Raw genomic sequence first — 23,891 nt, forward strand, 5'->3', positions numbered from 1 at the left:
TCCCTACAAGGCTTGCGGCTTTAAACCAATTCTTTCTGCTAAAGCTGCTGTGAATAGCCGCATCACAAAAACTACTTAGTTCAGAGGTGCAAAACGCTTTAGCAAAGCTGATAAAGGAATCATTGGCAGTCCGAATCCGATACAAATTAAGCCTTGGATTGTATTCAAAGCTTGAGTGTCGAATAACTGATTCATAATGCCCCATTGGCTAAACAGGAATTGGAGAATGAAAATAGCCGCAATGCCGATCGCTACCGCGTAGCCAACCGATTCATCTTTACCGCGTAGTTTGGCTGCGATCGCCGGAACGAAGCGACTGATGCTTAACAGGTAAAAAGCTTCGGCCGCCACCAATGCTTGAATTGCCATCGTCCGGGCTAGAGCTTCATTGCCTGTGGTTTGGACGATCCATTCAAACATCCCAAAGATCGCAATCCAGTTAAATACTGAAACTGTCAGAATGCGAGCCGTCAGCCTGCGAGACAGCAGCGGTTCATTGGCAGGTCGAGGCGGCTGTTGCATGACATCGGGAGAGGGCGGCTCAAATGCCAACGGTAAGCTCAACGCAACTGAACTGACCATATTCAGCCAGAGAATTTGTACTGGCAAAATGGGTAGCGGGGTTGCCAGAAGTACGGCAATCAAGATGGTCATGGACTCTCCACCATTCACGGGCAGGATGAAGGCGATCGCCCGCAGCAGATTCTTATAAACCGTGCGTCCTTCCTCAACTGCTTTCTCGATCGAAGCAAAGTTGTCATCCGTCAGAATCATATCTGCGGCTTCTTTTGTGACTTCAGTGCCCGTGATGCCCATCGCTACCCCAATATCAGCTTGCTTCAGGGCGGGAGCATCGTTAACCCCATCTCCAGTCATCGCCACAATCTCGCCCTTAGACTGAAGTGCTTCGACAATCCGCAGCTTTTGTTCTGGTGCGACACGAGCAAATACACAGCATTGTTCAACAGCATTGGCGAATTGCTGCGGATTCATTTGAGCGAGTTCTTGACCGGTAAAAACGGGAGCCTCTTGGGTTTGATTTAGTCCCATTTGGTGGGCGATCGCTGCTGCTGTTTTGGCATGGTCGCCCGTAATCATCTTGACCTGAATTCCCGCAGACTGACAGGCTTGAATCGCTTGAATCGCTTCGGGGCGAGGCGGGTCGATCATGCCTTGCAGACCCAGAAAAGTTAACCCTTGCTCAATATCGGAATGGTCAATTGAAGATTGAGAAGCGGGTACAACTTTCTTGGCAAGTGCTAGAACTCGTAACCCTTTTTTCGCCATTCTGTCCACAGTTTCCTCGATCGGCGCCCGGTTGAGGGCGATCGGCTCTCCCTCTTCATCAAGCATCTGGTGACACCGCTTGAGAATTGCCTCGATCGAACCCTTGACATAAATCAACCGTTCTGGGCGATCGTCGTGTAAGGTTGCCATGTATTGAAACTGAGATTCAAACGGCAGTGTATCGAGCCGGCAAAGCGCTTCCTCCAGTTTCTCAGTGATTAACCCCGCTTTTTGGGCTACGGCAACCAGCGCCCCTTCCGTCGGACTGCCGATCGCAGTCCAGTTCCCGTCTTGCACGTCTAGATAAGAATCGTTGCACAACAATCCTGCTTGCAGGCATTCATATAAAGCAGGTGCGTTCGCCAGGTCAACCGAGTGTCCGTTTACAGAAATTTTCCCGTCTGGTGCATATCCTCCACCGCTAACCCGATATCGCTTTCCACCGGCATCGATCTCTTGAACTGTCATTTGATTCTCTGTCAAGGTTCCGGTTTTGTCGGAACAAATCACGGTGGTGCTGCCCAGCGTCTCAATTGCCGGAAGTTTGCGAATAATGGCGTGTTGGTTTGCCATTCGGGAAACCCCGATCGCCAGTGTCACGGTTAAAATCGCGGGCAAGCCTTCAGGAATTGCGCTGACGGCAAGCGCTACAGAGGCCTTGAACACCTCAACCCAAGAAAATCTCTGGGCAATGCCTGCAGCAAAGGTGAAGGCAGCCAAACCTAAAATGACATAGAGCAAGGTTTTGCTAAATTTGTCAATTTTGCGACTCAGTGGGGTTTCCAACGCGGTGCTTTGCTGCATCAGTTGGGAAATGTGTCCGGTCTCGGTCATGTCACCAATGCTGACGACCAGTCCGCGTCCCTGTCCAAACGTTACCAGGCTTCCGGTATAGGCCATGTTCGTGCGATCGGCCAGTGGAACGTCTGCCTCTAGCGCCCGGGATTGCTTCTGAACCGGAACAGATTCTCCCGTTAACGCTGACTCATCCACCTGTAAGTCACGGACTTCGATCAGCCGCAGATCCGCAGACACTTTATCCCCAGAAGACAGCAAGACGAGATCGCCAGGAACCAGTTCGCTGGATGAAACCACTTGCTTTTGACCGTTGCGGAGAATTGTTGCCTCAGTTGCAACAGATTTTGCTAAAGCGGCGATCGCATTTTCTGCCTTTGACTCTTGAACAAAACCAATGGTGGCATTCGTCAGAGCCACCCCCAAAATTACCCCTGAATCAATCCACTCTTTCAGAAATGCTGTTACTATACCAGAGGCTAACAAAATGTAGATTAGCGGCTGATTCAGTTGGTGAAAAAACCGCAACCAGGCACTTTGCGGCTTCTGAGCCGTTAGTTGATTGGGGCCGAGGATCTCGCGCCGTTGGGCTGCCGCATCGGAAGATAGGCCTGTTTCCAGGTCACTCTCTAAAAGGCGAGCTACTTTCTCGACAGAGAGGTGATGCCAAGAGTGTTCTAGCAATTTTTCTACATTCGTTGCAGTCATAACGTTTCTTGTCAAGCCAACTGCTTGTCTGTTGTTTCGTCTTGTTTCTAGCCTCATTGATGAAAGTGAGCCAAAAGTGATGGACTGATTTCTGTTAGTCACATTTGGATCACATTTGCTCCCTATACTTAGGAACAAAACCGATTGAGATAACTGATAGATTTGCCAACCTTAGTTCACTAGATTTGATTTATTGTTGCCTTTTATTAATAGGGTTGTAAAAAGCATTCCTTTTGATGGATGAACTATCGTACATTCACTTGTTAAGTTGAAAGGCTCAAAGACTTCTTGCTGAGTTGTATCGGCAAAATTGCGTTTCACAACAAACAAAACAAACAAAGAATATGCAATTATTAAAGCTATTGGTGCAAGGAATCAGCGTCAGCACAGTTGCAATTTTGGGTTTAGGTGCTTGCAACCCGCCCAATAATTCACAGACAACTGTTCCATCTACTTCTGCACCCACAATTGCCACTGGAAATACGACTGCTCCAACCCCTCCTGCGCCTGCAACCACGCCCGCACAGACGGCTCAGAATCAAGACATTGACGATATTGCCGATCGCGTAGAAGATGCCTTGGACTCCGATGGCACCCTCAAGCAATTCGATTTGGACGCAGACGATCGGGGTAATTCAATTGTGTTAACCGGGCGCGTTCAAACGGCAGAACAAAAAGCCTTGGCAGAACAAATTGCTCGGCAAGTTGCAGCGAATGTTTCCATCAATAACGAAATCGTCTTTCAGTAGTTCTTAATCCTCAAGCGGCAAGAGTATTTGGCGCTTATTGCCGCTTGAGGAATTGCGCGATCGCAGCCAGGAAACCTATGGATTAGCCAACCTTATTTGACTGGATGCGATCGCAATATTGAAACAAGAAATCTATTCAACAATTTCGTAACGGACTAACTGGCGAATATTTTGACGCGATAACTGTAGTTCTTGCGCGATCGCTTTCTCTATCTGGGTTGCATCAGTCATTGGCAATTCTAATTCCAATCGTTTCAAAATGGGTTCTGCTGTTTCTACCGCAACCTGGGTTGTTCCTTGTTTTCGGTTAATCACCGCGTTGATGAGCAATATATTGACAGACACCGTTGCTTTAAGCTGGGTATCTGCCTGAAGTTTCTTCTCTGCAATCTGGGGTTGTTGTAATTCTTGAGCCATTAGGAAACTGGAACCAACCCAAAACGCGATCGCCACAAACGGTAGCGGCAACCAAAATTCTGCGCCTGATGCTTTTAGCCAACGTTTAGTAACCTGCCACATACATTTTTTACCCCACCCCAACCCTCCCCGAACCCGCGGGGAGGGAGTAAGAAATTCACAAATGATTTAGGATTGCTATATTTGCACTTTAGTTGAGCGATCGCTCTGCTGAAATCCTACTCAAGGGAGATGCGTCAACTGTTCCAGTTCGATATTAACACCGATTAGCGATGTGGGCTGAACAAAATTACAGCGGTTCCCATCAGGGAAATTGTAACACCAAGCAAGTCCCACTTATCTGGCTTAACTCCTTCAATCAGCCACAACCAAACCAGAGATGCCAGAATGTAAATACCGACCTACGCAGCATATACTCTGCCAGCGTTTGAAGCATTGACTTGAGTTAGAGAAAGCGCAAAACTGATTAAAGCTAAAATGCCTGGAACAACCCACAAAATACTCTTTTCAAGTCTCACCCATGCCCAGAAAGCGTAACACCCGGAGATTTCTCCTAAAGCTGCAAGTAGAAAAAAAGCAAGTGTTGGCATTTTTAGATTAATGCTTAAAATAAGTAAATTCCATCAGCATATCAATGTTTATCAGCAAAATTATTAAAGAAATATATGAGAATCCTACTGGTGGAGGACGACCCAAAGCAACTGATGCCGCTTCAAACAGTGCTGTCTCAGGCAGGACATAGCGTGGATGGGGTAAAAGATGGAGAGACGGCGCAGTGGCTGTTATCAGAAAAAGATTATGATTTGTTGATTTTGGACTGGATGTTGCCACATATCAGCGGGGTAAATATCTGCCGTCAATATCGATCGGCAGGGAAAACAGCGCCGATTTTGATGATTACGGCAAGAGATACAACTCCTGAAAAAGTGACCGGGTTGGACGCAGGTGCAGATGACTACCTGGTGAAACCGATCGATTTGGTTGAATTCATGGCACGAGTCCGGGCATTAAGACGGCGATCGCCCCTTTGGCAAGGAGATACGCTCAGCCTTGAGGATCTGCACCTCCACCTCGATACTCTTACCGTCGAGCGACAAGGTGCAACCGTTTCCCTCTCCAGTCGCGAGTTTCAGTTGTTGGAGTATTTTATGCGCCATCCCCGGCAAGTTTTGACTCGGAATCAGATTGAACAAGCGGTGTGGGAATGGGGGACTGAACCAGAGAGCAATGCAATTACGGTTCTAGTTCGCAAACTCCGCCAACGCTTGCAGGCTGTGGGATCGGCAGACTGGATTGAGAGCATTTACGGTATGGGTTATCGCCTCACTTCCCCTCAAAAGTAACGATCGTCAAGGCAAGCCGTGTTCAATCAAAGTCGTCGCAATCTGGCTCGTTGGTTCGCCCTCTCAATGGGAAGCATTCTCGTGCTGTTTGCGGGGGTGATTTATCAGATTGAGGTGAAAGATAAACTAGAAGCCCTTGACCTACTGCTATATGACAAAAGCAGAATCATGGCTGCCAGCGTGTATTATGAAGTTCGCCAAAACCAGAACCAGGTCGATCTGAGTCATGTCCCCTTGTTAGGCAGTGGGTCTTATCCCGTTGCAGAAGATCTGATTTATGTACGCTGGTATAACGCACAAAGGCGGTTAGTTCGTTTTTTTGGGACTCCTCCATCAGAGCAGTTAAATACGCCCTTTGGTTATCTCACTGTTCGATCGACCGATCCACTTTTGGGAAAAGAAATCTGGCTGCGTCAGGTGACATTGCCAGTTGAAGGTAGAACAGGGGTACTCGGTTATCTTCAGGTTGCAACTCCCCTGACAGAAACTCAAAACAGGCTTACTCAGCATCAGATTGTGCTAACTCTCGCTGTCCCGATCGCACTGGGCTTAATTGCCCTCACAGGTTGGTTTCTCAGCGGGCTGGCCATGCAACCGATTCGGCAAGCCTATCAGCAGCTTCAGCGCTTTACCGCCGATGCCTCTCACGAGTTGCGATCGCCCCTCTCTGCCATCCTCACAAATGCCCAGCTTGGGTTAATGATTGCGACTGATGACTCGCGCTACCACCCCCCCTTGGAAAACATTGTAGACAGTGCCAAATCAATGGGACTGCTGGTGAATAATTTGCTGCTGTTGGCCCGTCATCAAGGACGGCTTGTGCCTGAATCGCTCAAGTTACTCAATCTCAACGATCTGCTGGGCAATTTAGTAACCCAGTTCGCTCCGCTTGCACAATCTCAGAACCTCAAACTAACCTACAAACCCTCTGAGCAACGGAGCGAATTGTGGGCTGACCCAGATTTGCTACGGCAGGTAGTCGAAAACTTGCTCAACAATGCCTGTAAATACACGCCTGCTGGAGGAATGGTACAATTACGCTTAATTTTCCATCCAGGCTCCGCAATCATTCAGGTACTCGACACGGGCATCGGCATTCCAGAATCGGACTTACCCTATATTTTCGATCGCTTCTATCGGGTGGACACTGAGCGATCTCTCGATAGTGGTGGATTTGGACTGGGGTTAGCGATCGTCCAACAGATTGTCGAGGCCCACGGTGGAAAAATTCATGTGACGAGTGAAGTGGGCAAAGGCTCAACGTTTCAGATTGAACTGCCGCTCAAACCTTATCGCTAAGCCGCCTCAAACGAGAGAGAAGGTGCACTCTGCTTTAGGCGTAACTGCAATGTATCTGATGTATTTGGATGGATGCCGATGAAGCTGAAACAGCATTTCTGGGTTGGTTGGGCGATCGGGGCGATCGTCATTACCTCTTGTTGGGAGCAAACTACCTCACAAAGGCAACAACCTGATACAAAACCTGAAACCTCACTGAGATCGGTCACGTTAGATAAAACAAAAGTTGTGATGGGACAAACCGTATATGTCCCTATTTACTCGCATATTTATCACTTCAACAGCCAAAATAATGTGATGAATTTGTCAGCCACGCTCAGTATCCGCAATACGGATCTGACAAATTCTATTATTATCACTTCTGTGCGTTACTACGATACCGATGGGAAATTGATTAGGCAGGATATTAAGAGTCCTGTAGAACTCAAGCCACTTGCTTCCACAGACTTTTTCATTGCAGCCGATGATACAAGCGGAGGCTCAGGTGCAAACTTTATTGTGGAGTGGGTTGCAGAAAAAACGGTTTACGATCCTGTCATTGAAGCTGTCATGATTAGTACCTCCTCTTCTCAAGGTATTTCATTTATCAGTCCCGCTAAAGTTCTCAAACAGCACAAAATACAAAACAGATTTTAGAGTATTCAACTATTGCTTTCCCAGGTAGTTTGAGGCTACCTTATAAGTGATTGATAAATTGCTAGCAAAAGGTTGTACTTTGCAACTAAAATGTTATTCTGTATATTTATATAAAATAAATTTCTTAAGTAGATGGCTGGGACAATATAATTGTTTAAGAAAATATTAAGTAGGCGATCGGACTTAGATTTAATACGTTGTTTACGAGAGTTTCCTTTTTTTCTCTAGCCCCTACCCATCAATTACGACATAAGCAATCTCTAATTAATCCTCAAATATTTGCCCTGCTACAGCGGTTCTCAAAAAAGTGAGGTATGCCCTATGCCCTATTCCCTATTCCCACGGAGGCCGAGAGTACCTCATCTTTCCGAGAAAGGCTATAGTTCCTCTTTTTTGAGGGGTTGCTACTCCAATTCAATTGGAGTCATTTCTGAACAATATTTGGGTCAAAAGAAGATGTATAAACCCTGGCTTTCCCACTGTGACCATAACTATTGGACTACATAACATCGGTGTATGGTGCCATTGTCCTGTACTATTATTCAGAGTCGTTACTGTCCATGACTACCCAACTTTTTTTGGTTAAAATTAGATAGCTTGAGGGTGGATACTAAAAATTTCAATAAGGACTTAGGGTATGGAAAAGCGAGAATTGGGGACATCGGAAATTGAGATAACCCCGATAATTATGGGGAGTTGGCAAGCTGGGAAGCAGATGTGGGTGGGAATTGAGGATGCTAAAACTGTCAAAGCAATGCGCGCGGCTTTCGAGGCAGGTATTACCACCTTTGATACGGCTGAGGAGTACGGAGAAGGGCATGCCGAACAAATTATCGGTCAAGCACTTTCAGATTTGCGATCGCAAGTAGTTTATGCTAGCAAAGTTTTCGCCAACCACCTGAAACCAGATTTGTTAATCGAAGCCTGCGATCGATCGCTAAAAAACCTCAACACCGATTATATCGACCTTTACCAAATCCACTGGCCCGCCGGCACTTGGAATAGTGAATTAGTGCCAATTGCAGAAACAATGGACGCCCTGAACAAATTAAAAGAAGAGGGAAAAATTCGGGCGATCGGCGTTTCCAACTTCTCCCGCGCCCAAATAGAAGAAGCCGCCCAATACGGACGCATCGACAGCCTGCAACCGCCATATTCTCTGTTTTGGCGCTGGGTAGAAAAAGATGCTATGTCCTATTGTGCGGACAATCATATCTCCATCCTTGCCTATTCATCTCTAGCTCAAGGAATATTGACAGGTAAATTCGGGCCAGAACACAAGTTTGAAGAAGGCGACCACCGCGCCAAAAATAAGCTGTTCCTCAAAGAAAATTACGACCGAGTGCAAACAGCATTAAATCAACTCAGGCCAATTGCCGATCGCCACCAGACAAGCTTAGGAAATTTAGCTTTAGCGTGGTTGATTTCTCAGCCACAAACAAATGCAATTGTCGGCGCGCGCGACGGGGAACAAGCAGCCGAAAATGCTAAAGCTGTTGAGGTAAAATTGAGTGAAGAGGAATTAAAAGAAATTGACGCGATCGGGCGCACCGTCACCGACTATCTAGATGACAATCCCGTAATGTGGAACTTCTAAAACAGAACTGACGCAACTGGCATATATACTAAGGTACGTCAGAATCTACATCCTAGATAATAATCCTAAAAATTCGTCTGACGCACCCTACCAGTCGATGGGAGTGTGACTTGTGCAAGAGGTATAATATTTACTGCGCTGTGGAAATATTCAAAAAGTTAAAATCCAAAATCTCAAATCAGAAATCTAAAATCGAATGAGTTACTGCCTAAATCCCAACTGTTCTCAACCGCAAAACCCACCCGCCGCCAAAATTTGCCGAAATTGCCGATCGAAACTGCTGTTGCGCGATCGCTACCGGGCCATAAAGGCGATCGGACAAGGCGGTTTCGGCAGAACATTCCTCGCCGTTGACGAAGACAAACCCTCAAAACCCCGCTGCGTCATCAAACAGTTTTTACCCGCAGAAACCCAACTCATCCCCTCAGCAAGCAATCGCAACAGCAAAAAAGCAGCCGAACTTTTTGAACAAGAAGCAATGCGATTAGACGAATTGGGAAAACACCCTCAAATTCCAGAACTATTAGCCTATTCCATCCAAGACAGCAGACAATATGTAGTCCAAGAATTTATCGACGGGCAAAATTTAGCACAAATTGTAGAAACAGAAGGCAGATTTACAGAAAATCAAATTCTAGACTTACTCAATAGCTTACTACCCGTCCTTCACTTCATCCATTCCCACAACGTTATTCACCGAGACATCAAACCCGGAAACATCATTCGCCGCCCTGACCAACAATTAGTTTTAGTAGACTTTGGCGCTGCCAAAATTGCCACAGGTACAGCATTACTCAAAACAGGAACCAGCATCGGCAGCCCCGAATACATCGCCCCAGAACAAGCTAGAGGCAAAGCATTTTTTACCAGCGATTTGTACAGTTTAGGCGTAACTTGCCTGTATTTGCTAACTCAAGTTTCCCCATTTGACCTGTTCGATCCTGGCGAGGATGCCTGGATCTGGCGGCAGTATTTGGCCAACAACCCGGTGAGTGAACAACTCGGAAAAATTTTAGATAAAATGATTGAAAATGCTGCCAACCGCCGCTATCAAACGGCTGTTGAAGTATTAAAAGAAATTAATCCCCAAGTTGCGATCGACCTAGCAATTCCTCAAATAAATTCCAAGTTAGTTAAACCCGGAAAAACTCCCGCCCAGCCCCAAAAGCAAACCTATAACTGGCAATGTCTTCACACCCTCACAGGTCACAAAAACTTAATTTACTCTGTTGCTTTCAGCCCCAACGGAGAAGTTGTAGCCAGCGGCAGCGATGACAAAACAATCAAGCTGTGGCGAGTAGAAGACGGACAAGAAATAGTGACTCTTACAGGACACGCTAACTCGGTTTATACAGTAGCTTTCAGCCCGGACGGACAGATGCTAGCCAGCAGCAGCCACGACAAAACAGTAAAACTTTGGCGGATGAAAGATGGGCAAGAAATCCGGACTCTAAGAGGTCACATTAACTCAGTTTACGGCGCAGCTTTCAGTCCCGATGGCGAAATTATTGCTAGCAGCAGTTGGGACCAAACAATCAAGATTTGGCGAGTCAAAGACGGGCAAGAAATTCGCACGCTTGCGGGTCACATAAATTTAGTTTATTTTGTTGCTTTTAGCCCTGATGGCGAAACTCTTGCTAGCAGCAGTTGGGACAGAACAGTCAAAATTTGGCGAGTTAAAGATGGGAAGCTAATTCGCACACTTACAGGTCATACAGACTCGGTTCGCTGCGTAGCTTTCAGTCCAAATGGAGAGTTTTTGGCTAGCGGCAGCCATGACAATACTATTAAAATTTGGTGGGTCAAAGATTGGCAAGAAGTTTTAACGATCGCAGGACATTCTTGGTATGTTGATTCTATTGCTTTTAGTCCCGATGGCGAGATTATGGCTAGCAGCAGCAATCAAACTATCAAGATTTGGCGAGTGAAAGACGGCCAAGAACTTTGTAATATTGGGGGTCATAATAACTCGGTTTATTCTGTTAATTTTAGCCCGGAAGGAGAGTTTTTGGCTAGCGGCAGCAGTGACAAAACTATTAAGATTTGGCAGAATATGATGTTTGTTTAATTGCTATAATTAAAGTTGTAAATCATGATAAAAATTGTAACCAAAAGATTTCTGCTGCGTGACTTTGTAGATGCCGATCGATCGCCATTCTTGGAGTATCAAGCCGATCCGCGCAACCAGACATTTTACGAACCCGCTCAATCTACTCCCGACCGTGCCGCACGTCTATTCGAGATGTTTCAGGCATGGGCTGACGATCGCCCTCGACTCAATTACCAACTGGCGATCGTACAACGACAGGAACCTTACGCGCTTGTCGGTTGCTGTGGACTGCGGGGAGAGTTGTGCGAAACTGGCGAGATGGAATTTGGTCTTGAACTGGCACCAGCCTATTGGGGGCGATATGCCTACGCGATCGAGGCGGGGCGTGCGCTGCTCGACTTTGGGTTCACAGAACTCGATCTGAAGGCGATCTCCGGGTCTACCGTGAGTGCAAATACCCGGATCGCTCGGTTGGCCGAGTGGATAGGAGCAGAGGTGGTTGCTACCCGCCCGGGGTCATCATGGATGTCCGATCGCGGTTGGAGCGAGGTCGATTGGCGGATTGCACGGGCGCAATGGGAGCATCGCACTCGGCGGCACGGCCAATAATATAGCCTTTCTCAGATAGATCAGGTACAAGTTTAGATTTTAGATTTTAGATTTTAGATTTTAGATTGGGGGATTGGGGAATTGTTAATTAATTCGTGAATACCTCATTTTTCCGAGAACCGCTATATATGTTTGTTTTGTGAACGGTTTATGAACGAGACAGCAGCCAATCAAATCCGTCAGCAGGTGGAAGTTGTGTACCGATCCGAGTCGCGCCGCGTTTTAGCCACACTGATCCGCTTGCTCGGTGACTTCGACCGCGCCCAAGAGGCGATGCACGAAGCCTTCGCTGCGGCCCTAGCGCAATGGCCCCGCGACGGCATTCCCGCTAACCCGCGATCGTGGCTTGTATCTACGGGTCGCTTTAAAGCGATCGACACCATCCGCCGTCGCGCCCGCTTTGATACGCACTTGGCAGAACTCGCTCAACAACTCGATCCGAGTGACACCGCAATCGACGATGACGAGGACGTTGAGGACGATCGCCTGCGCTTGATTTTCACTTGCTGTCATCCGGCCCTGTCGCCAGAAGCTCAGGTGGCGTTGACGCTGCGGGAAGTCTGCGGACTCAGTACCGAGGAAATTGCCAGCGCCTTCCTGATTCCTCCCCCCACGTTGGCGCAGCGGATCGTGCGGGCCAAGGCGAAGATCCGATCCGCGCGCATTCCTTATCAAGTGCCGTCGATCGCCGATTTGCCCGATCGATTGGACACCGTGCTTCAAACGATCTACCTGGTGTTTAACGAAGGGTACGCGGCCTCATCTGGCCGATCGCTGACGCGGGCAGATCTCGCTGACGAAGCGATCCGTTTGGGACGGCTGGTAATGGAACTGTTGCCAGACTCCGAGGTAATTGGACTCCTGGCGCTGATGCTGCTGCAAGAATCGCGGCGCACCGCACGCACTTCCTCCACAGGCGACCTCATCCTTCTCGAAGACCAAGATCGATCGCTCTGGAATCAAGCACAAATTTCTGAAGGCAGGTTACTGGTGCAGCAATCGCTATCATCAGGACGGTTTGGTTCGTACACGCTTCAGGCTGCGATCTCAGCGGTGCATTCAGAGGCCCAGAGTGCTGCTGCAACGGACTGGGCGCAGATTGTGGGCTTATACGACCTGCTCGTGCAATTAGAGCCGTCGCCCGTTGTTGCCTTGAATCGGGCGGTGGCAGTGGCAATGCGCGATGGCCCCTTAGCGGGACTGCAATCGATCGACCAAATATTAGCGCGCGGCGATTTGGCAGACTACCATCTGGCACACTCCGCGCGAGCCGATTTGTGTCGGCGGCTGGGCAGAACCGCTGATGCCAGAGAATCCTACCAAAAAGCGCTGGCGATCGCGAAACAGGAACCAGAGCGTCGTTTTCTCGAAAAACGCCTTCGCGAGTTAGGCTGAAAAAATTTTTTGCTTTACTGTCGATTTGCAGCTTCGCCGAACGACTACTAATATCAAATCCGTTGACATCAGAATTATTATCTCTCTCTTCTCTTTCTCTGTGTCCTCTGTGTCCTCTGTGGTTTAATCATTCCGATATAACCGGAATTGATATAAATCCAGGCGACTATCTCAGATCGAATTTTGGAGTAACAACGATGAAATACATATTGCTGATTTATAGCGACGAAAAGGCCTGGACTGAAAGCGACCTGCAGCAATGCTACGTCAAGTCTTTGCAGCTAACCCAAGAACTGCAAGCGAACGGTCAATATTTGGGTGCTTCGCCGCTGCACTCGATCGCCACAGCAACCAGTATTCGAGTGCGTGACGGCAAAAAACTTGTTACCGACGGGCCGTTTGCGGAGACGCGCGAACAACTCGGCGGCTACTTTCTGATCGATGCCGAGGATCTTGACGAAGCGATCGCGATCGCAGCACGCATACCAAGCGCCAGTAAAGGTACGGTTGAAATTCGCCCGATCGTGGAACTGTCGGGCTTGCCATCAGACCGGTAGTTGCCGTCAATCGATTGCGCGATTTTAGATTTGAGATTTTGGATTGACTTGCGCGAGATAAATGCTCTTTCTTGAGGATTTTCGATTTTCGATTTGGGATTGATTCCACGGATCGATCGCGTGGCGGGTACCACCTTTGAAATTCGCTTGTCAATACCGCTCAACGCCAAGTTCCACATCCGCACTGACAAACTTTTTCAGAAAAAATGTTCAACTTGTCGATCGGGCGCACCTCTATTCGACTAGATGGTAGAGCAAGGGTTAGCAGTTTTCCATCTGCGCCCGGAAAACCAATCGACATCAATAAGGAGATACCGCGATGACTATGACAACCGAAACCACCAAAACACGAGACGAAGCCCAGATTCGACAAATCATCGCAGATACCGCCAGTGCCATCTGCGCCAAAGACATCGATCGCATCATGGCGCACTACGCCCAAGATGTGATTATTTTCGATGCAATCCCGCCGTTCCAAACCAAAGGTGCAAATGAATTTCGACGGACGTGGGAGGCGTGCCTGCCTTGCTTCCCGGACTCCTTCGGGATTGAGATGCGAGACCTCAGCCTCACCGTGAGCGGTGATTTGGCGATCGCGCACTGGCTTTTTCACTTCACAGGGATGCCAAAAGATCACCCAGGGGCGCAGATGTGGATGCGAATCACCTCTGCGTGCCAGCGGAAACAGGGCAGATGGCAGATTGTGCACGAGCATTGCTCTGTCCCCTTCGATCCAGAAACGTCTAAAGCCGTTTTCACGATCGCACCTTAGCCCAGCTCAACAACCACAAACAAAAGGAGATTTCACGATGAAAGTCATAGTTTTAATCAAAGCTACCGAAGACTCAGAGGCAGGCGTCATGCCCAGCGAACAGCTTCTGACGGAAATGGGGCAGTACAACGAAGCATTGGTCAAGGCGGGAATTATGCTCGCTGGCGAAGGGCTGCATCCGAGCTCAAAAGGAGCGCGGGTGACGTTTTCAGGCACAAATCGCAGCGTGATTGACGGGCCGTTCACAGAGACAAAAGAACTGATTGCCGGATTCTGGATCTGGCAAGTGGAGTCGATGGACGAAGCGATTGCCTGGGTCAAACGCTGCCCCAACCCGATGCCAGGAGAATCCGCGATCGAAATTCGCCCGATCTTTACAGCAGAGGACTTCGGCGAATCCTTGACGCCCGAACTCCGGGAACAGGAAGAACGCATTCGGGCGGGGGCAGAGCAACTCCAGCGTTCTTGAGGGCATCAATACTGCCTAACTTTTCGTCCGGCCACCACATCATTTCCCGTGAATGGATTGCTCGATCGACTATTAACCAAAGGAGTACGTGATGCAATCGAATATTTATCTCTTTTTTGACGGTGAATGCGAAGCTGCATTTAAATTCTACGAACAGTGTTTAGGTGGCAAACTCGACGGGATGATGACCTATGGGGATGCGCCCGTGTCTGAGGAAATTCCCTCCGAACAGCGCGATCGAATCATGCACGCTAACTTAACTGTTGGTGGAATGGTATTGATGGGTTCTGACACTCCACCCGATGGCTTTAAAAAACCACAGGGATTCTCTGTGAATCTTCAATTTGACGATCGGGTCGAAGCGGAGCGGATATTTCAAAAATTGGCAGAAAACGGAACGGTAAAGATGCCATTCCAAGAGACCTTCTGGTCTACCCGTTTTGGAATGCTTGTCGATCGATTTGGCACACCGTGGATGATTAATGTCCAGCCAGCTACCTAACCCTTTCCAGTTTGCTCACAGGCCTTGCCCTTCAATTCAAACATTAGCGAAAAATCGTTAATGTGTCACCTTGCGATCGAAGTTAAAAAGGAGAAAACATGGCCACTAAAATTTTCGTGAATTTACCCGTCAAAAATCTCGATCGGTCTGTAGAATTTTTTACTAAACTTGGATTCAGTTTTAACGCCCAGTTTACGGACGAAACTGCCACTTGTATGGTTGTGAGCGAAGACATCTTCGTCATGCTTTTGACAGAAGCCAAGTTCAAGGAATTTACACCCAACCCAATTTGCGATGCTACCAAGAGTACAGAAGTGCTGGTGTGCTTGTCTTCCGAGAGCCGAGAAGAAGTGGATCAAATGATTGGCAAGGCAGTTGCTGCTGGCGGAACGACCTACAATGAACCCAAAGACTACGGATTTATGTATGGTCATGGCTTTCAGGATTTAGATGGTCACATTTGGGAAACTATGTTCATGGAACCCAGCGCAGTCAATCAAGGTTAGGCATTTTCTATCTGCTTCCTGAAAACAATACAAAGCTCTTCTCAATGGGTCCAAGTTAGCGATCGCATTGAGAAGAGCGATCGAATCTCCAAAAATCCAAAAAGGGTGCATCTCAGTTTGGCAAATCCCTGTAAAAATGGCTAAAATAAAAAATTTAGTAAAACTGTAAAAAAAGGATGAGATAGAGAAAATTACACCCTCAGATAAACAGCAGCTAAAAGCATACTTAAAAGGGGTAGCAGAAATTATTTACAGAAATACAGATTCAGCCGCTCTCTCAAATGCCTGAAAGTATCGAGAAATCTCTACGTCAAAAAATGTTAAAAGAAGTGGGTTCCGAACTAGGTAGCTTTTCTTTCAACAGTATCAGGAATTAAAACAGGAAGAAGCCGAAAAGTAAAATCCGTAGTCGGGTTCCTCAATAGCGGTTCTCGTACAACAATTGAGCTGATGAACCATTACTAAACTTTTAATAAACTCATTTTTTTCAATCCATCTGCTTCACGACCTCCAAGGCTAACCCTAACACCTCTGCAATTTGCTCATCACTCAAGCCCAACTGCCGTAATTTACCAACCATTTCAATCTTAACTTGATTCTTGTTTCCCTGGAAGTCAGGAGTTTCAGACAGATTTTTATCTGGGGTAGGATTGGGTTGTTCTGAGCAAGAATTTATATAGTTAATTGTGTTGCTATTTCCCTCAATATCAATATTATTACTATTATTTAGAGCAATATTTATATTTAATTGCCGTTTTAGAACTGATTCCAGATTACCTTTATCAACTGGTTCATCAAAAACATCAGATAACATTTGCAAAAGCTTGTAACCTACATCTTTAGCATGACCAGCGCTGCAACCATAAGTATTTGCAATATCAGAATACTTTTGTCGCTTCAGTATTCCCTCGATAATTTTACGCTGCAAGTCATTTAGATGTTTGCCTGTCTTCGCACTGAGCACTTCATCTACAAATTGCAAGATATGGGCAGTGTCCATCAGTAGGGGTGTTAGAGAACCACAGTTAGTATACCCGACTTTTTCCGTCTTTTTCCGTCTTTTTCCGCCTTGCATCGCGATTTTAGAAATACCCGTCTTTTTCCGTCTTTTTTAGCTTTTCAGTTTTGGGCGATCGATCTATGATGTGGAAAAGGATAAAAATCAGCTTCGCTGGAAGAAGCTGTTGCACATCCAATTCCGCTCATCAACGGCGAGCTATAGAGCTTTACTATTTTGCGAGTTGCGATCGCACTTCCAAATTATCTTATAGGTTTTGGGCGATCGCCTGTATTGGTGAACAGAATTTCATCTACCAGTTTTAAGACTTCTGCGATGTCCACAGATCGGTCAGATAGGCAGGCTTTTCTGATATTACCCGATCTTTCCGACATTTGAGCAAATTTTTCTGGAAAAGTTCCGACTCAATCCGACTGACAGGGCGATCGGGCTTGGGTCTTAGTAGGAAAGATAAAGAATTCATCCTTAAGGAGGATTGATTAAAATGCGTAATGTAATTTCTATAACCGTTTTGACTGTTTTCAGCACTGTGTTAGGATTTGTGCCACTCGCTGTTAATGCTCAAATTGCACCTAATCAAGTTGCTATTTGTAGCGGCGAAGGTGTTCAAGCAAGATTTCACTTTAAACTTAACGGTAAGGGCGAGGCTTTAGATCTTCGTGAATGTCGTACTTTTTCTGGTGCTTCTACCTTTCTTTTGTATACTGAATATGGTCGCCAGCCTCGATACATACTTGAGCGTCAATTAAGGGGTGGAGGAAGGTATAATATTACTCTTAAATCGGGACGATATGAGGTGGAACCAGTGGAGATGAAGCGGACTTAGGTTATTGGTTGAGATTTTATGATGCGATTGCCCCTTACTTTTTTGATCGATAGGCGATAGATGAAAAGTGTGGATGCGATCGCCCCTTACTTTTTTGATCGATAGGCGATCGATCAAAAGTGTAGATGCGATCGCACTTTGTCTTTTTTCACCGACAGGGCGATCGCTCTTTCCTTTCCAATACCGAACTAACTCAAATCCTTATGTAAGTGGTTTTCTAAACCGATGTCCATCCGGTTCCACAACCACAAATGCCCCTTTTAGTTCTTCTTCAGAGTAAGTTTGTATAACTCTTGCTAGTTCGTTGTGAATAGAGTTCACAGTTTTTGGTAAGACTCGAAGGTAAATCACACCAGTTCCGAGCGCCCTAACAAAAACAAGATTTCCGTAATCTCTGTCTCGCGTAACAAGGATGCGATTTTCTGACTGCGCTACTCTAAGTATTTCTTCATCACTTGCTTGTGCTAGACCTATTTGAGCAACAATAATTAAATCGTGTCAAGTGTCGATCAAAAACTTTGTGGTGACAGCATACACATCTTGGTCAATCAGAAATTTCATGAGTTTGCTAATGCCAAATGAACATCTTCAGCCGCTACCAGTGCAATAGCATACTGTAGGCAGGCCCGAATATCCTCCACTTGCAAATCTGGATAGTAGTCTTGGATAATTTCTGCAAAGGAAAGTCCTTCATTGAGCAATTCGAGGACGCTCTGCACAGTAATGCGCGTAAGAGCTATGCAAGGCTTACCAAAGTGGATTTGAGGGTTGACGGAGATCCTGTCCATGTTGACTGCAGAGCTATATGTCTCTTCTATTTTAAGTCATAAGGTTGGCGAGCGCACTTTGTCTTTTTTCACCGACAGGGCGATCGCTCTTTTGGTCTAGACGTTAAAGCCAGTGACTGGTAGCCATCATCACCAAAAATCTAATTTTAAACAGAAGTACGATCGCCCTTTTTAAACCTCTTCAACAACTCCGGCGTCACCAACCCTTGCGGAAAAAATATCGTCCCCAAAACAATCAACAACCCAAACACAATTAACCGCCCATCCCGCAGAAATTGCGCCAACCAAACCGGCAATCCTTGAATAGTCGCCATCCCCCTCAAAACCTCCGGCAAAGCAGTAAAAACCATCCCGCCCAAAACTGCTCCCAAAAACGTTCTGCTACCACCAATCAACACAGAAGTCAAGTAAATAATACTAGCATCAAAAGTACCTTGACGGGCGTTCCAAGTATTCAGAAAATGAGCGCTAACTGCACCCACAACCCCAGCTAAAACAGCACCTAACGTAAAAGCCAAAACTTTATAAAAAGTTGGGTTAATGCCGATCGCATCCGCCGCCAACTCATCAGCGCGGATCGCAGCAAAAGCCCGCCCCACCCGAATCCGTTCCAGCCGATAGACAATCGCCATACTTACCAACAGTAAAGGTAGTACAATCCACAAATACTCGATCGGCGTTGCAAACGGTTGCGGAATCCCAAAAATGCCCACAGCCCCGCCAGTGATATCTAAATTCAGCGATAAAACCCGCAAAATTTCCACAAAAGCAATAGTTGCGATCGCCAAATAAATCCCACTCAACCGCAGCGCCGGAATTCCCACCAAAATCCCCAGCAACCCCGAAACAATCCCTGCAATTATCATCTCTAATAACAACAATGGCAGAGGAAATAAACCCCCTGTCTGTTGAAACACCGTCGTAGATAAAATCGCCGCAATATACCCACCCAAAGCATAAAAACCAGGGCTAGCCAGAGACAATTGTCCAGTCATTAGAGGCAAATAAAGCGACATTCCCAACATCGCACCCAGCAACATCGAAACGATTAGAAACCCGTAAGTAATAAAAAATGTAGCCATAACTTGATTTTAGATTGGAATTTATTAGGGAAAATCTGGTTAACTTGGTTTCCAATTACGATTGATCAAGCTAGTCTGAATGTGGTCTTCCCACCGACCATTTATGAACAAATAGTCTCTAGCGTAACCTTCCACCACAAATCCCAATCTTTTAAGTAGATTACCACTACGCTGATTGTTAGGCATATAATTTGCCATAACGCGATGTAAATTTAACTCTTCAAAAACATATTGAATTGCAACTCGCACAGATTCACTCATATAACCTTTACCTTGTTGCGCTTCTGCCAGATTATATCCCAAAAAGCAGAAATGACCGGCACCTCGTACAAAATTATCAAAGTTAACGTTGCCGAGAATATACTCAGGATTAGCCTTATCAAAAATCCACAGCTTTAAAGATTTATCAGACTCAAATCCTTGGAAATCTTTCTCTACTTGTTTTTGCCAATAACTTTCCGTTAAAAAATCCTCCGCCCAATGTCGGTGCCAGGGAGTAAAAAACTTTTGATTGTCACTGTAAAATTTAATAATTTCGCAGATATCGTCTTGATTTGCTAATCGCAAAAAAAGGCGATCGCTTACAATTAATGGAACTTCCACTTTCAGATAACCTCCCTTTAGCGACTGATCCACTACAGTTATTGCAAATAATCCTAAACTTTTTGAATCAAGCGCCGTCCAAACAAACCCTGCGGTCTCACCAATAGCATAATAAACAATATAGCAAAAGCAACAGCATCCTTATAAGCCGAAAAATCTCCAGGTACAAAAGCCTCCACCAAACCAATTATAAACCCACCCAAAACTGCCCCAGGAATACTCCCCAACCCACCCAGCACAATCACCGCCAAACCCTTTAAACCAAAAGCAATCCCAAAATACGGCCCAGCAATACTCACACTAGAACCCACCAAACTCCCCGCCAAACCAGCCAGAAAACTGCTCACAAAAAACGTCAACACAATGTACCTATCAGTATCAATCCCCAATAAACTAGAAGTTGTTGCATCTTCAGCCACAGCCTGCATTGCTTTGCCAAATTTAGTAAAATTTATTAAATAAGTTAAGACAGCCACAATCGCAACTGATACCAAAAAAATTACTATTTGAACAGTCCGAATCGGAATAGGTTTATCCGCTGTTCCGAAGTTAATTGCAGCAGGTAAATAGCCGTAAGTGTTAGCAGGAAAAGTGTAAATTTCCGCACCGACAAGATATTGGATGATATTGGCGATCGCAACTGCCACACCCAAACTAGAAACCACAGTCAGCAGAGAATCAGAGTGTCGGCGGCGCAAAGGCAAAAAAGCAATTCGTTCAACAATTACTCCTACCAAACCAGCCATGACACTTCCCAAAATTAACGCCACAGCAAAAGGCAAATCCACAGGAATTCGAGCGTTAGCCCACAACCCATTAAAACCGAAAGCACCTCCCATCAGCGCATAGGTGAAATAAGCACCCAAAGTAAATACTGCACCGTGAGCAAAATTAATAATTCCCAGAATAGAAAATACCAGCGTGTATCCCAGGGCAAAAATAGCATACACGCTGCCGATCGACAAACCATTCAAAAATTGTTGCAAAAACAGAGTTAAGTCCATCACCAGTTAGAGATTCGGCATCAACATTAAATCATTCAAAAACAAACAGCATACAATTTTTACTCTGATTTCTGACTTCCCCCCAAGGGGGGGCAGCGGGGTTAGCCTCAGACTCACACTCAATAACTCATCCGTGTATCCGTGTCAAAATCCTTGTCGTGCCTTCATTTCAAAAACTCAAACTTACCATTATTGCCATCCGCCTCCATCTTAATCCGTGCCACATAAAACTGTTTCTGATTAATCTCACCTTCAGGCGTAAAAGAAATTTCCCCCAAAGGAGTATCGTACTTTCCACTCAACAACTGCTGATTCAAATTTGTACGCAATTCTACCAAAGGCTTTTTGCTAACCTTCGACTTAGCATTAATTGCCTTTAATGACTCAACAAAAACTTGTACGCCAGTAAAAGCTTGAGCGCTAAATTGAGGTGGTTCCTTCTTAAATTGAGCGCGATAAGCATCGCGAAAAGCCTTATTAACTTCATTTTCATATTCCGGGCTGTAGGCTTGGGCAATCAAAACTCCATCACAAAGTGCTTTACAAACTGCAAACACATTAGAAGTATTCAGACCGTTGCCCCCAATGATAACGCCTTTGTATCCCAACTCCCGCAACTGCTTAATTAAATTGCCTCCATCTGCGGCCAACCCAGAAATAATGATTAAATCAGGCTTGACATTTATCCCATTAGTGGCTTGAGATTGGAAATCTGTATCAGTAGTCAAGAATTTTTGGACTGTTGCCAATTCCAGCCCCATATCTTTAACCGTTGTCTGAAAAGTTTCAGTCTCAGATTTGCTAAAAGCATCATTCTGAGCAAAGAACACTGCTACTTTCTTAATATTGGGGTTTTGCTTCAGTGCAGCTTTCACCGCATTAGGTGCTACTACGGCGACAGGCGCGGAGACTCTGGTCACATAATCGCCAATCTGGGGAATGCCTTTAGCGGTGTTGGAGGGTGCGAGTACGGGAACTTTTGCTCGATCGGCGATCGGATCGGCACTAAAAGCCTGCTGCGAGAGAGTAGGGCCCACAATACCCACCACCTTATCCTGATTGATCAGAGTATTGAAGGCATTGATCGCCCCTTGTTCATCTCCACCCGTATCTTGGAACACCAGTTTAATCGGCGTCCCATCCACACCGCCCTTATCGTTGAAATACTTCTCAGCAATTTTCGCCCCAGCCACCTGTTCTTGACCCAGTAAAGCCACATTGCTAGTTTGGGCCACCCCAATACCTATAGATATAGTTTTGGAACTCCCCCCAGGTGAACCCTCTGGCGAAGCACCGGGAGATGGCGAATTCGCCGGAGATGCTGTAGTAGAGGTTTGGGGAGTGTTCGTCTGACTGCAAGCCAGCAGCAGTGAAGCGCAGGTAATGAATAAGCCACTAGGGCGGGCTGTAGGTTTTTTCATGAGCGGGCGATCGAACATCTATATATAGAACATCTACACGTAGAGATATTCTACCGATTTGCGGTAGATACTCCCCTCAAAAGTCCAATCTTGCCCAAAAAAAAGACCCCTTCCGGGAAAGAGGAATCAGCCAGGGGAGGCAGGAGCGGTGCTGACTAGCCGAAACCGTTGGTGTGTATGGCTTCAAAAAAAAATCAAAAATATTTTCGCAAAACGCTTGACAACCCTGGGGAGAGTTGATACATTAATAAAGCGCCAGAAGGGAAGCGGTTCACTGAACCGCAACCGGAAGGTAAAAACTGAACCTAGAAAAAAGAATAGTTTGAAAGCTTAAAGCACTATTAACCTCGTCAAAAAAATCAAGGTAGAGAGTCAAAGCGAGAGCTGATACTTAATATCGCAAACAACGAGAAAAAAGTCAAGGGAAACAAACCAGCCTTAGGGATGAGTAGAAAGAACTTGACGAGCCAAAAAGAACTCAACAACACGGAGAGTTTGATCCTGGCTCAGGATGAACGCTGGCGGTCTGCTTAACACATGCAAGTCGAACGGAGTAGAAATACTTAGTGGCGGACGGGTGAGTAACGCGTGAGAATCTGCCTTCAGGACGGAGACAACAGTTGGAAACGACTGCTAAGCCCCGATGAACCGAAAGGGAAAATATTTATAGCCTGAAGATGAGCTCGCGTCCGATTAGCTAGTTGGCGGAGTAAAAGCCCACCAAGGCGACGATCGGTAGCTGGTCTGAGAGGACGATCAGCCACACTGGGACTGAGACACGGCCCAGACTCCTACGGGAGGCAGCAGTGGGGAATTTTCCGCAATGGGCGAAAGCCTGACGGAGCAAGACCGCGTGGGGGAAGAAGGCTCTTGGGTTGTAAACCCCTTTTCTCTGGGAAGAAAGTTGTGAAAGCAACCTGACGGTACCAGAGGAATCAGCATCGGCTAACTCCGTGCCAGCAGCCGCGGTAAGACGGAGGATGCAAGCGTTATCCGGAATGATTGGGCGTAAAGCGTCCGCAGGTGGCAGTTCAAGTCTGCTGTCAAAGACCGGGGCTTAACTTCGGAAAGGCAGTGGAAACTGAACAGCTAGAGTATGGTAGGGGCAGAGGGAATTCCTGGTGTAGCGGTGAAATGCGTAGAGATCAGGAAGAACATCGGTGGCGAAGGCGCTCTGCTGGACCATAACTGACACTCAGGGACGAAAGCTAGGGGAGCGAATGGGATTAGATACCCCAGTAGTCCTAGCCGTAAACGATGGATACTAGGTGTTGTCTGTATCGACCCGGACAGTGCCGTAGCTAACGCGTTAAGTATCCCGCCTGGGGAGTACGCACGCAAGTGTGAAACTCAAAGGAATTGACGGGGGCCCGCACAAGCGGTGGAGTATGTGGTTTAATTCGATGCAACGCGAAGAACCTTACCAGGACTTGACATGTCGCGAATCTTCTGGAAACA

General features: G+C 46.5%; 24 protein-coding genes, 1 rRNA gene and 2 pseudogenes (1 of these 27 running past the window's edge). 17 read left to right on the forward strand and 10 right to left on the reverse strand.

Annotation, left to right across the window (positions count from 1 at the left end; all coding sequences use genetic code 11):
* Positions 1–75 precede the first annotated feature (75 nt).
* The gene (locus tag OSC7112_RS02425; RefSeq protein WP_041622334.1) at positions 76–2,790 is read right to left on the reverse strand and encodes a cation-translocating P-type ATPase; all 2,715 of its coding nucleotides are present in this window, start codon (positions 2,788–2,790) and stop codon (positions 76–78) included.
* Between the two features lie 344 nt (positions 2,791–3,134).
* Here OSC7112_RS02425 and OSC7112_RS02430 point away from each other — a divergent pair, with 344 nt between their 5' ends.
* Positions 3,135–3,539: a BON domain-containing protein gene (locus OSC7112_RS02430; protein WP_015174413.1), complete on the forward strand. Its 405-nt coding sequence runs from the start codon at positions 3,135–3,137 to the stop codon at positions 3,537–3,539.
* 132 nt (positions 3,540–3,671) lie between these two features.
* On the opposite strand, the gene OSC7112_RS02435 is transcribed toward OSC7112_RS02430, so the two are convergent.
* Complete coding sequence (locus OSC7112_RS02435) at positions 3,672–4,058, reverse strand: hypothetical protein (protein WP_015174414.1); 387 nt, start codon at positions 4,056–4,058, stop codon at positions 3,672–3,674.
* Positions 4,059–4,222: 164 nt separating this feature from the next.
* Positions 4,223–4,546, reverse strand: a pseudogene (locus tag OSC7112_RS02440) (YnfA family protein).
* Between the two features lie 75 nt (positions 4,547–4,621).
* Here OSC7112_RS02440 and rppA point away from each other — a divergent pair.
* From rppA to OSC7112_RS37740, 14 genes and pseudogenes are all read left to right on the forward strand, one after another.
* Positions 4,622–5,299, forward strand: coding sequence for a two-component system response regulator RppA (gene rppA / locus OSC7112_RS02445; RefSeq protein WP_015174415.1), 678 nt, complete (start codon positions 4,622–4,624; stop codon positions 5,297–5,299).
* Between the two features lie 18 nt (positions 5,300–5,317).
* Positions 5,318–6,598 (forward strand): sensor histidine kinase, encoded by a 1,281-nt coding sequence (locus OSC7112_RS02450; protein WP_015174416.1) that lies wholly within the window; start codon positions 5,318–5,320, stop codon positions 6,596–6,598.
* A gap of 231 nt (positions 6,599–6,829) precedes the next feature.
* Positions 6,830–7,234 (forward strand): DUF3124 domain-containing protein, encoded by a 405-nt coding sequence (locus OSC7112_RS02455; protein ID WP_223300743.1) that lies wholly within the window; start codon positions 6,830–6,832, stop codon positions 7,232–7,234.
* A 637-nt stretch (positions 7,235–7,871) separates the two neighbouring features.
* A complete protein-coding gene (locus OSC7112_RS02460; protein WP_015174418.1) occupies positions 7,872–8,831 on the forward strand; it encodes an aldo/keto reductase in 960 nt (319 codons plus the stop codon).
* A 196-nt stretch (positions 8,832–9,027) separates the two neighbouring features.
* Positions 9,028–10,899 (forward strand): serine/threonine-protein kinase, encoded by a 1,872-nt coding sequence (locus OSC7112_RS02465; RefSeq protein ID WP_015174419.1) that lies wholly within the window; start codon positions 9,028–9,030, stop codon positions 10,897–10,899.
* Between the two features lie 24 nt (positions 10,900–10,923).
* Complete coding sequence (locus OSC7112_RS02470; protein ID WP_015174420.1) at positions 10,924–11,490, forward strand: GNAT family N-acetyltransferase; 567 nt, start codon at positions 10,924–10,926, stop codon at positions 11,488–11,490.
* A 150-nt stretch (positions 11,491–11,640) separates the two neighbouring features.
* Positions 11,641–12,885, forward strand: a complete 1,245-nt coding sequence (locus tag OSC7112_RS02475; protein WP_015174421.1) for an RNA polymerase sigma factor — start codon at positions 11,641–11,643, stop codon at positions 12,883–12,885.
* Between the two features lie 197 nt (positions 12,886–13,082).
* The gene (locus OSC7112_RS02480; RefSeq protein WP_015174422.1) at positions 13,083–13,442 is read left to right on the forward strand and encodes a YciI family protein; all 360 of its coding nucleotides are present in this window, start codon (positions 13,083–13,085) and stop codon (positions 13,440–13,442) included.
* 93 nt (positions 13,443–13,535) lie between these two features.
* Positions 13,536–13,688, forward strand: coding sequence for a hypothetical protein (locus OSC7112_RS39260; protein WP_190274320.1), 153 nt, complete (start codon positions 13,536–13,538; stop codon positions 13,686–13,688).
* 73 nt (positions 13,689–13,761) lie between these two features.
* Positions 13,762–14,214, forward strand: coding sequence for a YybH family protein (locus OSC7112_RS02485; protein WP_015174423.1), 453 nt, complete (start codon positions 13,762–13,764; stop codon positions 14,212–14,214).
* Positions 14,215–14,251: 37 nt separating this feature from the next.
* A complete protein-coding gene (locus OSC7112_RS02490; RefSeq protein WP_015174424.1) occupies positions 14,252–14,683 on the forward strand; it encodes a YciI family protein in 432 nt (143 codons plus the stop codon).
* 91 nt (positions 14,684–14,774) lie between these two features.
* Positions 14,775–15,185 carry a VOC family protein gene (locus tag OSC7112_RS02495; RefSeq protein WP_015174425.1) on the forward strand — a complete coding sequence of 137 codons (411 nt, stop codon included), beginning with the start codon at positions 14,775–14,777 and terminating at the stop codon, positions 15,183–15,185.
* A gap of 98 nt (positions 15,186–15,283) precedes the next feature.
* The gene (locus OSC7112_RS02500) at positions 15,284–15,691 is read left to right on the forward strand and encodes a VOC family protein (RefSeq protein ID WP_015174426.1); all 408 of its coding nucleotides are present in this window, start codon (positions 15,284–15,286) and stop codon (positions 15,689–15,691) included.
* Between the two features lie 190 nt (positions 15,692–15,881).
* Positions 15,882–16,111: pseudogene (locus OSC7112_RS37740) on the forward strand (ISKra4-like element ISMiva1 family transposase); the annotation flags it as partial.
* A gap of 67 nt (positions 16,112–16,178) precedes the next feature.
* Here the strand turns inward: OSC7112_RS37740 and OSC7112_RS02505 are convergent.
* Complete coding sequence (locus OSC7112_RS02505; RefSeq protein ID WP_041622870.1) at positions 16,179–16,691, reverse strand: helix-turn-helix domain-containing protein; 513 nt, start codon at positions 16,689–16,691, stop codon at positions 16,179–16,181.
* Positions 16,692–17,193: 502 nt separating this feature from the next.
* Between OSC7112_RS02505 and OSC7112_RS02510 the strand changes: the two genes are divergently transcribed.
* Positions 17,194–17,535, forward strand: a complete 342-nt coding sequence (locus OSC7112_RS02510) for a hypothetical protein (RefSeq protein ID WP_015174428.1) — start codon at positions 17,194–17,196, stop codon at positions 17,533–17,535.
* Between the two features lie 201 nt (positions 17,536–17,736).
* Here the strand turns inward: OSC7112_RS02510 and OSC7112_RS42295 are convergent, their stop codons facing one another.
* From OSC7112_RS42295 to OSC7112_RS02535, 6 genes are all read right to left on the reverse strand, one after another.
* A complete protein-coding gene (locus OSC7112_RS42295) occupies positions 17,737–18,024 on the reverse strand; it encodes a DUF5615 family PIN-like protein (protein ID WP_397319627.1) in 288 nt (95 codons plus the stop codon).
* Between the two features lie 68 nt (positions 18,025–18,092).
* Complete coding sequence (locus OSC7112_RS02515; protein ID WP_015174429.1) at positions 18,093–18,323, reverse strand: DUF433 domain-containing protein; 231 nt, start codon at positions 18,321–18,323, stop codon at positions 18,093–18,095.
* A gap of 146 nt (positions 18,324–18,469) precedes the next feature.
* Positions 18,470–19,405, reverse strand: a complete 936-nt coding sequence (locus OSC7112_RS02520) for a branched-chain amino acid ABC transporter permease (protein WP_015174430.1) — start codon at positions 19,403–19,405, stop codon at positions 18,470–18,472.
* Positions 19,406–19,444: 39 nt separating this feature from the next.
* The gene (locus OSC7112_RS02525) at positions 19,445–20,008 is read right to left on the reverse strand and encodes a GNAT family N-acetyltransferase (protein ID WP_223300744.1); all 564 of its coding nucleotides are present in this window, start codon (positions 20,006–20,008) and stop codon (positions 19,445–19,447) included.
* A 53-nt stretch (positions 20,009–20,061) separates the two neighbouring features.
* Positions 20,062–21,012, reverse strand: coding sequence for a branched-chain amino acid ABC transporter permease (locus OSC7112_RS02530; RefSeq protein ID WP_015174432.1), 951 nt, complete (start codon positions 21,010–21,012; stop codon positions 20,062–20,064).
* 164 nt (positions 21,013–21,176) lie between these two features.
* Positions 21,177–22,433 (reverse strand): ABC transporter substrate-binding protein, encoded by a 1,257-nt coding sequence (locus OSC7112_RS02535; protein ID WP_015174433.1) that lies wholly within the window; start codon positions 22,431–22,433, stop codon positions 21,177–21,179.
* A 483-nt stretch (positions 22,434–22,916) separates the two neighbouring features.
* On the opposite strand from OSC7112_RS02535, the gene OSC7112_RS02540 reads away from it, so the two are divergent.
* Positions 22,917–23,891 (forward strand): 16S ribosomal RNA (locus OSC7112_RS02540) (it continues 525 nt past the right edge of the window).

The organism is Oscillatoria nigro-viridis PCC 7112, assembly GCF_000317475.1.
Taxonomy (GTDB): Bacteria; Cyanobacteriota; Cyanobacteriia; order Cyanobacteriales; family Microcoleaceae; genus Microcoleus; species Microcoleus nigroviridis.